Annotated in this window: 11 protein-coding genes and 2 riboswitches; of the genes, 6 read left to right on the forward strand and 5 right to left on the reverse strand. The window is 64.3% G+C overall.

All coding sequences use genetic code 11. From position 1 onward, the window contains the following. Window position 1 precedes the first annotated feature (1 nt). Together IQ16_RS09880 and IQ16_RS09885 are read right to left on the reverse strand one after the other, a co-directional pair. Window positions 2-1,294: a hypothetical protein gene (locus IQ16_RS09880; RefSeq protein WP_018647036.1), complete on the reverse strand. Its 1,293-nt coding sequence runs from the start codon at window positions 1,292-1,294 to the stop codon at window positions 2-4. After that, window positions 1,291-2,610: a hypothetical protein gene (locus tag IQ16_RS09885; protein WP_145831434.1), complete on the reverse strand. Its 1,320-nt coding sequence runs from the start codon at window positions 2,608-2,610 to the stop codon at window positions 1,291-1,293. Before IQ16_RS09885 ends, IQ16_RS09880 begins: the two co-directional genes overlap by 4 nt. 311 nt (window positions 2,611-2,921) lie before the next feature. Here IQ16_RS09885 and IQ16_RS09890 point away from each other — a divergent pair, with 311 nt between their 5' ends. Both IQ16_RS09890 and IQ16_RS45545 read left to right on the forward strand, forming a co-directional pair. After that, window positions 2,922-4,172: a multidrug effflux MFS transporter gene (locus IQ16_RS09890; protein ID WP_145831435.1), complete on the forward strand. Its 1,251-nt coding sequence runs from the start codon at window positions 2,922-2,924 to the stop codon at window positions 4,170-4,172. 54 nt (window positions 4,173-4,226) lie between these two features. Next, a complete protein-coding gene (locus tag IQ16_RS45545; protein ID WP_018647034.1) occupies window positions 4,227-4,367 on the forward strand; it encodes a hypothetical protein in 141 nt (46 codons plus the stop codon). Between the two features lie 9 nt (window positions 4,368-4,376). Here the strand turns inward: IQ16_RS45545 and IQ16_RS09895 are convergent, their stop codons facing one another. From IQ16_RS09895 to IQ16_RS09905, 3 genes are all read right to left on the reverse strand, one after another. Then, the gene (locus IQ16_RS09895; protein ID WP_018647033.1) at window positions 4,377-6,008 is read right to left on the reverse strand and encodes a glycosyltransferase family 39 protein; all 1,632 of its coding nucleotides are present in this window, start codon (window positions 6,006-6,008) and stop codon (window positions 4,377-4,379) included. Between the two features lie 210 nt (window positions 6,009-6,218). Further along, window positions 6,219-7,826: an ABC transporter substrate-binding protein gene (locus tag IQ16_RS09900; protein WP_018647032.1), complete on the reverse strand. Its 1,608-nt coding sequence runs from the start codon at window positions 7,824-7,826 to the stop codon at window positions 6,219-6,221. Window positions 7,827-7,973: 147 nt separating this feature from the next. After that, window positions 7,974-9,581: an ABC transporter substrate-binding protein gene (locus IQ16_RS09905; protein WP_018647031.1), complete on the reverse strand. Its 1,608-nt coding sequence runs from the start codon at window positions 9,579-9,581 to the stop codon at window positions 7,974-7,976. 270 nt (window positions 9,582-9,851) lie between these two features. Here IQ16_RS09905 and IQ16_RS09910 point away from each other — a divergent pair, with 270 nt between their 5' ends. The 4 genes from IQ16_RS09910 (at window position 9,852) to IQ16_RS09925 (ending at window position 14,796) form a co-directional block, all read left to right on the forward strand. Next, window positions 9,852-10,982: a M20/M25/M40 family metallo-hydrolase gene (locus tag IQ16_RS09910; protein ID WP_018647030.1), complete on the forward strand. Its 1,131-nt coding sequence runs from the start codon at window positions 9,852-9,854 to the stop codon at window positions 10,980-10,982. A gap of 202 nt (window positions 10,983-11,184) precedes the next feature. Continuing rightward, window positions 11,185-11,289: riboswitch (glycine riboswitch) on the forward strand. 3 nt (window positions 11,290-11,292) lie between these two features. After that, a riboswitch (glycine riboswitch) is annotated at window positions 11,293-11,398 on the forward strand. A 67-nt stretch (window positions 11,399-11,465) separates the two neighbouring features. After that, on the forward strand, window positions 11,466-12,767 hold the full coding sequence (locus tag IQ16_RS09915) for a D-amino acid dehydrogenase (protein WP_018647028.1): 1,302 nt from the start codon (window positions 11,466-11,468) through the stop codon (window positions 12,765-12,767). Between the two features lie 182 nt (window positions 12,768-12,949). Beyond that, window positions 12,950-13,891: an ABC transporter permease gene (locus IQ16_RS09920; protein ID WP_018647027.1), complete on the forward strand. Its 942-nt coding sequence runs from the start codon at window positions 12,950-12,952 to the stop codon at window positions 13,889-13,891. Between the two features lie 17 nt (window positions 13,892-13,908). Then, window positions 13,909-14,796, forward strand: coding sequence for an ABC transporter permease (locus IQ16_RS09925; protein WP_018647026.1), 888 nt, complete (start codon window positions 13,909-13,911; stop codon window positions 14,794-14,796). Window positions 14,797-14,934: the final 138 nt, after the last annotated feature.

Below are 14,934 nucleotides of genomic sequence, written 5' to 3' on the forward strand. Positions count from 1 at the left end.
ATCACGCCCGCTGCTGTTGGTGCGCAAGCAGGATCCAGAAACAGATCAGCGCCAGCGTGAGCTGGCCGTAGCCGCCCATGAACGCGGTGACCGAGGCTGACGCCAGGATCGGAAGGGCGACCGCAACCGTCAGCGCAGCGACCATCATCACCGCAGGCAGGTCGACGACGAGAACGGCCGCGTAGAGCGCCACCTGGAAGAAGGTGTACTCCTTCGGTCTGGGCGTGCAGAGATAGAGCGCGTACATCGCGAGCACGGTGATGCGCATCGCCGCGGCGGGATGATCGACCAGCCAGTCGTCGAGCGCCTGCAGCAGCGAGGCCTTGCCGGCGCGGCCCTGCCGCTTGACCATGCGCCACACCGAGACCGCGAACGGCGCGAGCACGAGCGTGATCGCGATGAGCCCGTAGAGGCCGACGACGAACAGCTTGCTGCCGGCAAGTCCGATGTGGCCTGCAAGTGTCGAGGCAATCAGGAGCAGCGACGGATTGACCTCGCTCGCGGGCGAATGCTGTCCGGGAATCTGGCCGGTGATCGCGCTGAGCCAGCTCCGCGACAGATCCGGGTAGAACGCCAGCGACGCCAGGATCGGCAGGGCAAACATGCCCGCCGCCACCGCGATCAGAAACAGCTTGCGACGTCTCGGCTGCGGCAGGAAATAGAGCGCGGCGAGGATCGGCAAGAACACCAGCTTGAAGGCAGTAACGAGGCCGAGCACGGTCGCACCGGCGAGCTGCGGCACGAGGCTCACCTCACCCTGCTCCCCGGACTGCACGGGGCGCAGCAACAATGCGAGCGAGGCCGCCGTCAGCAGGCCGCTGAGTATCTCGAAATTGCCGGTCGCAACGACCCAGTCGAAGCCGAGAAAACCACCGAGCACGAGCACAGCCCGCAGCACGGCGTCTTGCCAGCGCCCTTTGGCCGTGCCGAGGCCGGGCAGCAGCAGCGCGCAGATCACCGCAAGGACGAGATAGATCGGCTTGTAATGGGCGACGAGAAAACCGCCGGTGCAGAGCGGCCGAAAGGCGTCGAGGGTGACCGGAAGATAGGGATAGGAAAGTTTCGTGTCCTTCAGGTTCTTGACGAAATAGGGATCAAGCCCCTGGAGGTGAGCATCCACCGCAGCGCAATTGATCCGCACGTCCCAGCCAAAGGTATTTTCCGCGGCGAGGTCGACGGTAACGGACATGGCGACCAGCGCCGCCGCGAGCAGGATCAACCAGGTCAGCCAGCGGCTCCCTGACCCGTTCGCGGCCAAGGATCCGGCATCTGCGGACGAGGCGAGGCTCGTCATGAACGCACGTCCTGCGCCTCAAGTCGCATCGGCTCCGCGCGAAAATCGAGCAGCAGGATCCAGAAGCATGCCAGCGCGACAATGAGGAGGACAAAGCCGCCCTCCACCGTGTGTCCCGAAATCGAGACGAGGCCCGGAGCGATGAAGCCGACGGCGAGCATGGCGGCGAGTGCCAGGGCCGGAAGATCGGCGATGAGGACAGCGGCATAGACCGCAAGCTCGAAGAAGGCATATTCCTTGAGGCGCGGTGAGCTGACGTAGAGCGCAAACATTGCGAGCACGGTGACGCGCGAGGCCACGTGGGGATGGTCGATCAACCAGCGATCGAGCCGCGACAGAAGCGATCCCCCTGCCCGAGCCGGTCCGCTGCCGACCGCGCGCAGGACGGACAGCACGAACGGCACGAGCACGAGCGCGAGTGCGGCGAGCGCATAGGTTGCGAACATCACAGGCTTGCTGTCGCCGAGCCCGACCTGCTCCAGGAGGCTGCGCGCCAGCAGCAGCAGCGACGGATTGGTTTCCATCAGCTCGACGGCATGCTGATCCGGGATCTGCTTCGTCAGCACACCCACCCAGCTCGAGAACAGGTCGGCGTAGAACACCCTCGAGATCAGGATCGGCCATGCGAAGCCGAACGCGGCCACCGCGATCAGCACCAGCTTGCGCGCGCGCGGCAGCGGCAGGAAATAGAGCGCGGCGATCATGGGACAGAACACCAGCTTGAACGAGGTCACGAGACCAAGCAGCGCGGCGCCGCCGACGCGCAAGGCGAAGCCGCGGTCCCCAGCGGCGGATGCCGTTGGGCGAAGCAGCAGCCTCAGCGCGACCGCCGTCAGCACGCCGCCCAGGATCGCGAAATTCCCGGACGCCCAGACCCATTCGAAGCCGATGAACGCGCCGAACACGCAGAGCAGCCTGAGCGCGACATCGCGCGGGCTGGTTTGCGTTCGGCCAAGCCCCGGCAGGAGCAGGCCGCAGAGCACGGCGAGCACGAGATAGACGCCCATGTGATGAGCGACGAGGACGCCGCCCGCGCACACGGGGCGAAACACGTCGAGCGTCACGGGCAGATAGGGGTAGGAGAATCTGGTGCCCTTCAAATTCTTGACGAAATAGGGATCGAGCCCGTCGGCATGGGCATCGACCGCGGCGCAATTGACGCGAACGTCCCAGCCGTAGTTCAGGGGAAGCGTGCCGTCGCTGACGAGATTGCCGAGCACCAGCAGCGCCGTCAGCCCGATCAGCCAGGCAAGCCAAGTGTTTCGCCTTGCGGTCATGTCGACCGAGGGGCCCAACCATCGTGCTACGTCGGACACTGCGAGATACCTGCCTTGCCGGATTCCTCCGGGGCGCGCCTGCGCGGCGCCCCGTCGGGCCACAATGGACAGGATGAGTTGCGGATTCATCTCCCCGGTGCGGCGTGCCCGGTCTTATGGTGAATGGCTGGTTGCCGGCGCGCCTCCGGGGGCCGGTGGGGACCAACAACCCCTTGACGCCGCCGCCGGGGTGACAGGCTACCTCACCAACTCGTGTCCGCCTTCGCCCCGCCTGACAGCCATCCCGAAACATGGGTTGTGCGCCGCAGCATGGGCGCTAGAAAAAGCCCTGATTTCTAGAGGTGAGCTTCTTGTCCGACGTCAATGCCGACGATTGGGTGTCCTCCGGACACCGGCCCATGGGTTTTCCCGAATTCGTCATCGTGATCGCGTCCATCATGGCGCTCAATCCGCTCGCGATGGACATGATGCTGCCTGCGCTGCCCAATATCGGGGCGGCATTCAGTATCCCCGTCGCCAATCATCTCCAGCTGGTGCTGTCGACCTTCCTGATCGGCTTCGGCGTCGGCCAGTTCGTCATGGGCCCGTTGTCGGATCGCTTCGGCCGCCGCCCGGTGCTGCTCGGCGGCATGGCGGTCTATGCGGTCGCGAGCGTGCTGGCGGTCGCCGCGCCCTCGTTCGAGACGCTGCTGCTGGCGCGCGCGCTGCAAGGGCTCGGCACCTCGGCAACCCGCGTGATCGCGACCTCGATCGTGCGCGACTGCTATGTCGGCCGCCGCATGGCGAGCGTGATGTCGCTCGCGATGATGGTGTTCATCGCGGTGCCCGTGATCGCGCCGTCATTCGGACAGGCGGTGCTGCTGGTGACGGCCTGGCGCGGCATCTTCGTCGTGCTGATGCTCTACGGCCTGCTCGCGCTCGCATGGTGCGTGCTGCGGCTGCCCGAAACGCTCCCCGAATCGGAACGCAGGTCGCTGGCGCCCGCCGACGTGCTCTCGGCCTTCCGCCAGACGGTGACCAACCGCCAGACCATCGGCTATGCGACGGCTGCCGGCAGCGTCATCGGCGCGCTGTTTGCCTATGTGTTCTGCGCCCAGCAGGTCTTCACCGGCGTCTATCATCTCGGTCGCTACTTTCCGCTCGCTTTCGCCGCGATCGCGGCAGGCACCGCCGTGGCCGGCTTCCTCAATTCGCAGCTGGTCGGACGGCTCGGCATGCGCGTGATCTCGCATGGCGCGCTGACGCTCTATACCGTGGTGGCGGGCGTGATGCTGCTGACGGAGATTCTCGGCGTGCTGCCGCTCTCCCTGTTCATGGTGCTCTCGGCGCTGATGATGTTCTCGTTCGGCATGATGGTCGCGAACTTCACTGCGCTCGCCATGGAGCCGCAGGGCCACATCGCCGGCACCGCTTCATCGCTCTACGGCTCGATCACGACCCTGATCGGCATCGTGGTCGGCATGGCGATCGGCCAGAGCTTTGACGGCACGCTGCTGCCGTTCTCGGTCGGCTTCTTCCTGTCGACGCTGGCTGCGCTCGCGATCGTGCTGGTGGTGGAAAAAGGACGGCTGTTCAGGCCGCATCATCGTCCCGTGAGTTGAGGAACTTCCCGGCGGCCTCGATGTTGTACTGCAGCAATTCGAAAGGCCTCTGCCATGGAACTGGAACTCCGCAAAGACCACCACGCCTCGGAGCCGAAGGACTTGAAGCATTCCGAGCCGAATGCGGAGCAGGCCGCGTTCACCGCACCATTTGCCAGCGAAGGGCTGGAGCAAGTGCGCGACAGCCATTGCTGAGCCCGCGCCCTACTCCGCAGCCCGCCTGCTGGCGCTGAATTCTTCGGCAGCGCCCTCCGGTGCCGAGCTTCTTCCGCGCGGCGGCACCATCAATACAACCACCTCACGCGTCACGCCGGGCTTGCCCCAAAGCATTGCCTGCACCGTGAACTCGCGCTTGACGAAATGCTCGGCGCGCGAAGACACCCCCTCCATCCAGCGGATGCAATAGTCCTGGCCGCGGAAACAGAGCGCGGCCCAGCCGCGGTCCAGCGTCGTCTTGCGCGGCAGGCCCCAATTATACTGATACGCGAACGGCCGTGCATAACGCGGATGGTCGGGGCTGTAGAATGCGGTCGCAAACGCCAGCGAATCGTCGCCGCTGACGGCGCTCAGAGGCTCGCCGGTCAGCTCGCGCCATTCGCGGGTCAACTCGTTGGCCGCCTGCGCGTAGAAATTCCGGCCTTCTTCATAGCCGTGGTCGTTGCGATAGGCGGCATGGATCGGGGCTGCGACCAGAACGGCGGCAAGCGCGACGCCGGCCACGATCACCGTGACGTTGACGGTGTAGAAGCGCTCGATCGGATAGCGCGTGCCGCAGACCACGAGAACTGCGAACAGGAACAGCCCCTGCAACGCCCATAGCGACGGCAAATCGGTCCCCATCGCGAGCGAAATCAGCACCGGCAGCGCGATCGTTCCGACCGCAACGTAGAAGAGAAGTCGCAGGCCCGCGCTCATCGCGGCAAAGTCGGCCGGAAACTGCTTCAGCCGCGTGCCGGCGATCAACGCCCAGAACACCGCCGACACGCTCGCGGCGGCCGCCAGCCCCAGCAGGAAGTTTCTGACCTCACTGAGCGAGCTCACCACATTGCCGTTTGCGTGGGCCAACGCATAGGTGAAGGTCGATGCGCCGGTCGTCGCGAGCCAATACAGATGCGGCGACAGCGCTGCGAGCCCGACGATGACCGAAATCCAGGGCGATGCCGAGAAGAAATAGGCGCGCCGCTCCGGGTGCGCCAACGCGGCAAAGGCGAAGCTCGCGACGAGGAAGATCGAGTAATATTTGCCGACCATCGCCAGCGCCGTCGTGAATCCGACCGCAACCGCCCATGGCGCGGTGCGCGTCTCGAACGCGCGCAGGAAGCACCAGGTCGCCAGCGGCCAGATCGCAAGCAGCACCGCATTGGCGTTGAAACGCTGGGCGTGGAATTGATAGGCCGGCGTCAGCATCAACAGCAGCAGCACCAGCACGCGCTTGTGCCCGGTCACGAACCGCCGCGAGATCAGATCGACGAAGAACAGCGCGAGCCCGGCATTGGCCATCGCCATCAATTGCAGCGACCAGTCGCTGAGCGCAAACACCGAGGTCCAGGCTGCCGTAACCCACCCCATCAGCGGCGGATGCTTGTGATAGCCGAAGGCGAAATTCCGTCCCAGCGCCCAGGCCTCAAGCGTATCGGGGTGCAGGCCGCTACCGGCATAGGCAATGCGCAGATAGAGCGTCCAGATTGCAACGAAGCAGGCGATGAGAAGCGGCACGGCCCAGCCCGCCTCGACGTGGTCGAGCCAACGCAGGAAAGGCCGGCGCCAGCGCGCCGGCGCGCGATCGGACCGTTCGGCCATCGCCTGGAATGCAAAATCGAACGGCACGGGAAGCAACTGAGGACAGGAAAGTGATGCGAAGACGCCACATCTATTTCAGGATGGAAACAAATAGCAACAATTGGAAACTGGAAAAATTAAAAAGCGGCCCGCCCTCTCACCCCACGCAAGAATAACAAACAAAAACGGCGCCGCTGACGACAGCGGCACCGCGGCGTAACGTTGGCGTAACGTTCGGAGCGAAAGGTGCGAGGCCGCACCCTTCCCTTACTCTGACTTGTCGATGTTCCAGAACACCGGGGTTGCCGGGCCGTCGAGCACGCCGGTGAGCGACTTCCGCCACGCGCTCGGCGCCTGATATTGACCCAGCGGCATGTAAAGCACCTGGTCATAGGCTTCCTTCTGGATCTCGGCCGCGATCTTCTTCTGCTCCTCCGCCGAGGTCGCGCGAACGAAGGCGTCCTTGAGCTGCTCGATCTTGGCGTCCTCAGCCCAGCCGAACCAGCCGCCCTTCCTGCCCTGCCCGCCGACGGCGACGTTGGAGATCGGGTTGTCCACGTCGGCGCTGACCCAGTTGGTGATGAACATGTTCCAGCCGCCCTCCTTCGGGGGCTTCTGGCTGGCGCGCCGGCTCACCACCGTCTGCCAGTCGGTCGCCTGCAGGTCGATCTTGAAGCCGGCTTCGCGCAGTTGCTGAGCCACCACGATCGGTTGCGCCTTCAGCAGCAGCACGTCGCCCGGCGCCATGAGCACGACCGGTGTCCCATCGTAACCGGACTCGGCGAGCGCCTTCCTGGCCGCAGCCATGTCGCCGCCCTTCGCGAGGGTCTCGCCGCCAATGTCCGTCGCGAACGGCGTGTCGCAGATGAAGGCCGCAGCACAAGTCTTGTAGTATTTGGGATTGCCGATCAGCGCATCGAGCACGTCCTTCTGCTTGACCGCCAGGAATGCGGCGCGGCGGACCTTGACGTTGTCGAACGGCGGATGGAGGAAGTTCATCCGTGCGCCCGTCTGGAATCCGAACTTGTTCAGGATCTCGATCTTGAGCTCCTTGTCGGCTTCGATGGCGGGCAACATTTCGATGGCAGGAAATTCCATGAAATCGACGTCGCCCGACTGCAGCGCGTTCAACGCCGTCTGCGCGTCCGGCATCGTGATCCATTCGACGCGGTCGACCTTCACCACCTTGCCGCCGGTGGTCCAGCTCGCCGGCTCCTTGCGCGGCACATAGTCGGCGTTCTTGACATAGACCGACTTCACGCCTGGCTGGAATTCGCCCTGCACGAATTTGAAGGGGCCGGAGCCGATCTGCTCCGGGATCTGCTTGTCCACCGGCGTCTCGGCGAGACGTTTCGGCATCATGAAGGCGACCCGCGAGGACGGCTTGCCGATCGATTCCAGCACGAGCGCGTACGGCTCCTTCAGCTTCAGCGTGATGGTCTTGGGATCGGTCGCCTCGATGCTCGCGGTGAACAGCATCATCTGCTGCCCCATCCCGTCGACAGCGGCCCAGCGCTTCAGGGAGGCGACGCAATCTTCCGCGGTGACGGGCGCGCCGTCATGCCACTTCAGACCGTCGCGGAGCGTGAAAGTGTAGGTCAGCTTGTCGTCGGAGATCTTCCAATCCGCCATCTGCGGCTGGATCTTGAAGTTCGAATCCGTCGCGATCAGCGTGTCGTAGACCATGTAGCCATGGTCGCGCGAGATGTAGGCGCTGGTGAAGATCGGATCGAGGATGCGCAGATCCGAATGCATCACGGCGGTGATGGTCTTGCCTGCGGCAAGAACCGGCGAGGCCAGCGCGGAAAGGGCCACCACCGAAAGCGCAAGTCTTGAAGCAAACGCGAGACGTCCCCGGCGCATCATTTCGAACATCGAAGGTCTCCTGACGGTTCTTTTGGCAATTTTCTTGTAAGTTCTTTTGGCAGTTCTCCAGGCAAGCGGCGCCGCTGATGACAGCGGCGCCGCTTAACGTTCGGGACGAAAGGCGCGCGATGCGCCTTTCCTTACTTGGACTGGGGTTTACTCAGACTTGTCGACGTTCCAGAACAGCGGCGTTGCGGGGCCGTCGAGCACGCCGGTCAGCGATTTGCGCCAGCCGCTCGGCAGCAGGTACTGCCCGAGCGGGATGTAGATCACCTGCTCATAGGCTTCCTTCTGGATGTCGGCCGCGATCTTCTTCTGCTCGTCGATCGAGGACGCGCGGACGAAGGCGTCCTTGAGCTGCTCGATCTTGGCGTCTTCCGCCCAGCCGAACCAGCCCTTCTTGCCCTGGCCGCCGATCGAAAGATTGGCGATCGGGTTGGACACGTCGGCCGCGACCCAGTTGGTGAAGAACATGTTCCAGCCACCCTCCTTCGGCGGCTTCTGGCTGGCGCGGCGGCTCACCACCGTCTGCCAGTCGGTCGCCTGCAGGTCGACCTTGAAGCCGGCCTCGCGCAGCAGCTGGGCAGCCACGATCGGCTGCGCCTTGAGCGTCGTGACGTCGCCAGGCGCCATCACCACGACCGGGGTGCCGTCGTAGCCGGACTCGGCGAGCGCCTTCTTGGCTTCCGCCATGCCGTTGCCCTTCACCAGGGTTTCGGCGCCGACCTCGGTCGCGAACGGCGTGTCGCAGACGAAGAACGCGCCGCAGATCTTCTGGTACTTGGCATTGCCGACGAGCGCGTCGAGAACGTCCTTCTGGTTCATCGCCAGCAAGGCAGCACGGCGCACCTTCACGTTGTCGAACGGCGGATAGAGGAAGTTCATCCGGCCGAGGGTCTGGAAACCGAACTTGTTGGAGACCTCGATCGTGAGCTCCTTGTTCGCTTCCAGCACCGGCAGCATGTCGTAGGGCAGGTTTTCCATGAAGTCGATGTCGCCCGACTGCAGCGCGTTCACCGCGGTCTGCGAGTCCGGCATCGTGATCCACTCGACGCGGTCGACCTTCACCACCTTGCCGCCGGAGGTCCAGCTCGCCGGCTCCTTGCGCGGCACGTAATCGGTGTTCTTGACGTAGACCGCCTTCACGCCGGGCTGGAATTCGCCCTGCACGAACTTGAAGGGACCCGAGCCGATCTGCTCGGGGATCTGCTTGTCCGGCGGCACCTCGGCGAGACGCTTCGGCATCATGAAGGCGACGCGCGAGGACGGCTTGCCGATGGAGTCGAGGACGAGGCCGTAGGGTTCCTTCAGCTTCAGAGTGATGGTCTTGGCGTCGGTCGCCTCGAGGCTCGCGGTGAAGTCCCAGAGCTTCTGGCCCATGCCGTCGACCGCGGCCCAGCGCTTGAGCGAGGCGACGCAGTCTTCCGCCGTCACGGGCGCGCCGTCATGCCACTTCAGGCCGTCGCGCAGCTTGAAGGTGTAGGTGAGCTTGTCGTCGGAGATCTTCCAGTCCGCCATCTGCGGCTGGATCTTGAAATTCGAATCGGGGGCCACCAGCGTGTCGTAGACCATGTAGCCATGGTCACGCGTGATGTAGGCCGTGGTGAAGATCGGATCGATGATGCGAAGGTCGGAATGCATCACCGCGGTAAGGGTCTTGCCGGCCGCAAGCACCGGCGAGGCCAGTGCCGTTGAAAGCGCGACGACCGACAGCGCAAGTTTGGAGGCGAACGCGCGAGGCCCCCGGCGCATGAAGTTGGACATAAAAAGTTTCTCCTGACGTGAAACTGTTCAAAGGCAGGTTATTGGTTGAGCATCCGGTTCGTTCCTTGGGCGAACTAACCTCATGCAATGCCTTTATCTTTTCGAGACTTGCAGACAGTGTTGAGCGCGTCAATCCGGTTTCGTCGCAAGCCCTCGCAGCGCGCGCACGGGCTCCACAAAGATCGGATTGGCTCTACAACGCTCTCCGCTTGTCCTGCCCCGCGCCGATGCAATGCGCGTTCCATCTTTCGCAGCTTGAGAGACATTAAGATGAATCCAGCCAATCTTCCCTTCGATTCCGAGGCCATGCTCGAGGGCCTGCGCACCTGGGTGGAATGCGAGAGCCCGACCTGGGACGCGAACGCGGTGAACCGCATGCTCGATATCGCAGCGCGGGATATGGCCATCATGGGTGCGACGATCGAGCGCATCGCCGGCCGTCAGGGTTTTGGCGGCGTGATCCGCGCGCGTTTTCCGCATCCGAAACAGGGCGAGCCGGGAATCCTGATCGCCGGTCACATGGATACCGTCCATCCGGTCGGCACCATCGAGAAGCTGAAATGGCGGCGCGAGGGCAACAGGTGCTACGGCCCCGGCATCTACGACATGAAGGGCGGCAACTATCTCTCGCTGGAAGCGATCCGGCAGCTGGCGCGCGCCTCGTTCACGACGCCGCTGCCGATCACCGTGCTGTTCACGCCCGACGAGGAAATCGGCACGCCTTCGACGCGCGACATCATCGAGGCGGAAGCCGCGCGCAATAAATACGTGCTGGTGCCCGAGCCCGGCCGCGCCGACAACGGCGTCACCACCGGACGTTACGCCATCGCACGCTTCAATCTCGAAGCGACGGGACGGCCGAGCCACGCCGGCGCGACGCTGTCGGCGGGCCGTTCGGCAATCCGCGAAATGGCACGGCAGATTCTCGCGATCGACGCGATGACGACGGAGGACTGCACCTTCTCGGTCGGCGTCGTGCATGGCGGACAATGGGTCAACTGCGTTGCCACGACCGCGACCGGCGAAGCGCTGTCGATGGCCAAGCGCCAGGCCGATCTCGACCGCGGCGTCGAGCGGATGCTGGCACTCTCGGGCGCCAACAACGACGTCACCTTCAAGGTCACCCGCGGCGTAACGCGGCCGGTGTGGGAGCCGGATGCCGGCACCATGGCGCTGTACGAGAAGGCGCGCGGCATCGCCAAATCCCTCGGCGCGGAATTACCGCATGCGAGCTCCGGCGGCGGCTCCGACGGCAACTTCACCGGTGCGATGGGAATCCCAACTCTCGATGGCCTTGGCGTGCGCGGCGGCAACGGCCACACGCTCGAGGAGTTCATCGAGATCGATAGCCTCGTCGAACGCGGGCGCTTGATGGCGGGATTGCTGGCGACGCTGGAGTGACGCGCAGCCGTCATTCCGGGGCGATGCCACAGCATCGAACTATGGTGCGCGATTGCGCACCTGAGAATCTCGAGATTCGGGGTTCGCGCTACGCGCGCCCCGGAATGACTGCGACAACATCGCACTGCACAATGCGTTGGCAGTCGCGGTCTAAATTTAGCCTTGTCTAAAAATGAGGCGTATCGTACTGCTCGATCGTCCACGCGACGATGCGGGAGAGATCGCAACGAAGGTTTTCGGCTTTCGTTGCGGCGCCGACGGAGCAACCGCCCCGGAAACTCTCAGGCAAAAGGACCGTATCGTCAGGACGATCTGGAGAGAGGCGGCGCGATTTCAGGCAATCGTGGCGTCCACCGAAGGGGATAGTCCGTTGCGTGATCCGCAGCGGATCAAGCTCTCAGGTAACCGTGACAGATGGGGCGCCGCCAACGGCCTTTGGCCGGCGGTCAGCCTATCCTAACTCACGGGAGCCCCGAACCTGCCATGACCCATATCGCCATCATCGGCGCCGGCATCACCGGCGTGACGACTGCCTATGCCCTGCTCGAACGCGGCTTTGAGGTGACGGTGCTCGACAAGCACCGTTATGCCGCGATGGAGACATCATTCGCCAATGGCGGACAGCTCTCCGCCAGCAATGCCGAAGTGTGGAACAGCACCGCGACGATCCTGAAAGGCCTGCGCTGGATGTTCCGGCGCGACGCGCCGCTGCTGATGAACCCGCGGCCGAACTGGCACAAATATTCGTGGATGAGCGAGTTCGTCGCCAACATCGGCAACTACCGCGCCAACACGATCGAGACTACGCGGCTCGCGATCGAAGCCCGCAAGCATCTGTTCGAGATCGCGGCGCGCGAAGGCATCGACTTCGATCTCGAGCGCCGCGGCATCCTCCACATCTATCACGACAAGACGGGTTTCGAATCCGGCCTGCGCGTCAACGCGCTGCTGCAGGAAGGTGGCCTCGATCGCCGTCCGGTGACGCCGGAGGAGATCCGCGCGATCGAGCCGACGCTGCGCAAGGCGTATTATGGCGGCTTCTACACGCCGTCGGATGCGACCGGCGATATCCACAAGTTCACCCGCGGGCTGGCGGACGCCTGCAAGCGGCGCGGCGCGACCTTCATCCACGAGGCCAATATCGATTCAATCGCGCGCGTCGGCAGCGGCTTCGTGCTCGGCTGGGCCGATCTTGCTGCAAGCGATGCCCTCGCCTCCGCGCGCGGCATGCTGAAGGCGGACGGTGTCGTGGTCTGCGCCGGCGTCGCCAGCCGCCACTTCGCGGCCCTCCTCGACGATCGCATCAACGTCTACCCGGTGAAGGGCTACTCGATCACCGTGCAGCTCGACACCGCCGAGAGCCGCAACGCGACGCCGACCGTGAGCCTGCTCGACGAAGCCGCCAAGATCGTCACCAGCCGGCTCGGTGCCGATCGCTTTCGCGTTGCCGGCACCGCCGAGTTCAACGACTTCAATCGCGACATCCGCGCCGACCGCGTGCAGCCGCTGGTCGACTGGGTGCGCAGCAACTTCCCCGCCATCGAGACCTCGCGCATCGTGCCCTGGGCCGGGCTGCGCCCGATGATGCCGAACATGATGCCGGTGGTGCGCGCGGGGCGGATTCCGGGCGTGTTCTTCAACACCGGCCACGGCCATCTCGGCTGGACCCTTTCGGCCGCCACCGCGCAGATGATCGCCGGGACCATCGACGGTTGGCGCGGGCTCAATGCGCCGCCGACCGTGCCTTCACTTGGGGTTGAGCGCGAGTATCGCCATGCATCCTGAGTGGTTTCCATCGGGCGCGGGGCGGCCTCTTGCGACTGCCCTGCCCTTGGCACACAATTTGCCCCGAAAGACCGGCATCTCCGGCCGGCTTTCCCAGCCCGAGTGACAGGCGCGCATGATAGACACGTTCGAATCCACGGGCGCTCCAGGGCCCCACAAGTTCCGCAGCCGGAGATAGGTGCATGCTAGGTTATCTCATTCGCCGCGTTCTGGCCGCGGTGCCCGTGATGGGCGTCGTCGCGCTGTTCGTGTTCCTGCTGCTGCGGCTGACGCCGGGCGATCCCGCCGCGATCCTCGCCGGCGACAATGCGACGCCGGAGCGGCTCGAGCGCATCCGCGAATCGCTCGGCCTCAACGAGCCCCTGATCGTGCAGTTCATCACCTGGGTGAACAAGCTGCTGCACGGCGACCTCGGAACATCGCTGATCTCCAACCTGCCGGTGATGAAGATGATCGGCCAGCGCGTCGAGCCGTCGATCTCGATCGCGCTGTGCACCATCATCCTCGCCGTCATCGTCGCGGTTCCCTTGGGGGTGATCGCGGCGTGGAAGCACGGCACCTGGATCGACCGTTTCGTGATGGGCCTGTCGGTCCTGGGCTTCTCGGTGCCGGTGTTCGTGGTCGGCTATGTCCTGATCGAGGTCTTCGCGATCGATCTGCGCCTGGTGCCGGTGCAGGGCTTCCGCAGCATCTTCAACGGTTTCGGGCCGTTCTTCGAGCGCATGATCCTGCCGACCTGCGCCCTGTCCTTCATCTACATCGCGCTGATCGCGCGCATGACGCGCGCGGCGATGCTCGACGTTCTCGGCGAAGATTACGTGCGAACGGCACGTGCGAAAGGCATCAACGAGGTTGCCGTGATGATGCGGCATGCGCTGCGCAATGCCGCCGTGCCCGTGATCACCGTGATCGGCACCGGCTTTGCGCTGCTGATCTCCGGCGTCGTCGTCACCGAGAGCGTGTTCAACATCCCCGGCATCGGGCGCCTCACCGTCGATGCGGTGCTGGCGCGCGACTATCCGGTGATCCAGGCCATGATCCTGCTGACGTCGCTGATCTACGTCGTCGTCAATCTTCTCATCGACGTCGCCTATACCCTGCTCGATCCCCGGATCCGGTACTGAGGCAAGGACAAGAACAAATGTCGGTCGATACCCTTCCCCAGTCGTCCATTCCGATCACGTCGCCGCTGCGGCCGCGCTTCGGATTCCTGACCTCGACGCCGATCATCGCGACGGCGACGTTCCTGCTCGCCCTGATCGTGGTGATCTCGATCCTCGCGCCGCTGATCGCGCCGCATGATCCGATCCAGCTTGCGCCGTCGCAGCGATTGAAGCCGGCTTCGGCGCAATTCCTGCTCGGCACCGACGCATACGGACGCGACCTGTTGTCGCGCGTGGTCTATGGCGGCCGCATCTCGCTTCTGATCGGCATCGGCTCGGCGATCCTGTCGATCGTCATCGGCCTTTCGATCGGCCTCGTCTCCGGCTTCTTCAAGCTGGTCGATTCCGTGATGATGCGCATCATGGACGGCCTGATGGCGATGCCGAGCATCCTGCTCGCGATCGCGGTGGTCTCGCTCTCCGGCGCCAGCATCTGGACCGTGCTGATCGCGATCACGATCCCCGAGATTCCACGCGTCGCGCGCCTGGTCCGCTCGGTCGTGCTGTCGGCACGCGAGGAGCCTTACGTCGAGGCTGCGATCTCGGTCGGCTCGAGCCTGCCGAAGATCATGTGGCGCCACCTGATGCCGAACACGATCGCGCCGCTGATCGTCCAGGGCACCTATGTCTGCGCCTCCGCGATCCTCACCGAGGCGATCCTCTCCTTCCTCGGCGCCGGCATCTCGCCGGAGACGCCGACCTGGGGAAACATCATGGCCGAGGGCCGCCAGTACTTCCAGATCAAGCCGTCGCTGATCTTCTGGCCGGGCCTTTTGCTCTCGATCGCCATCCTCAGCATCAACCTGATCGGCGACGCCGCCCGTGACGCCCTCGATCCCCGCATGAAGCAGCGGGAGGGGAAGTGATTTGTTTCGCCGACCCATCCCCTTGTTCCGTCATTGCGAGCGAAGCGAAGCAATCCAGTCTGCCTCCGCGGAAAGATTCTGGATTGCTTCGTCGCCAGCGCAAAATTGCTCTGCAATTTTGTCGCGGGCTTCCTCGCA

It is taken from the genome of Bradyrhizobium huanghuaihaiense, from assembly GCF_007830635.1.
Taxonomy (GTDB): Bacteria; Pseudomonadota; Alphaproteobacteria; order Rhizobiales; family Xanthobacteraceae; genus Bradyrhizobium; species Bradyrhizobium huanghuaihaiense.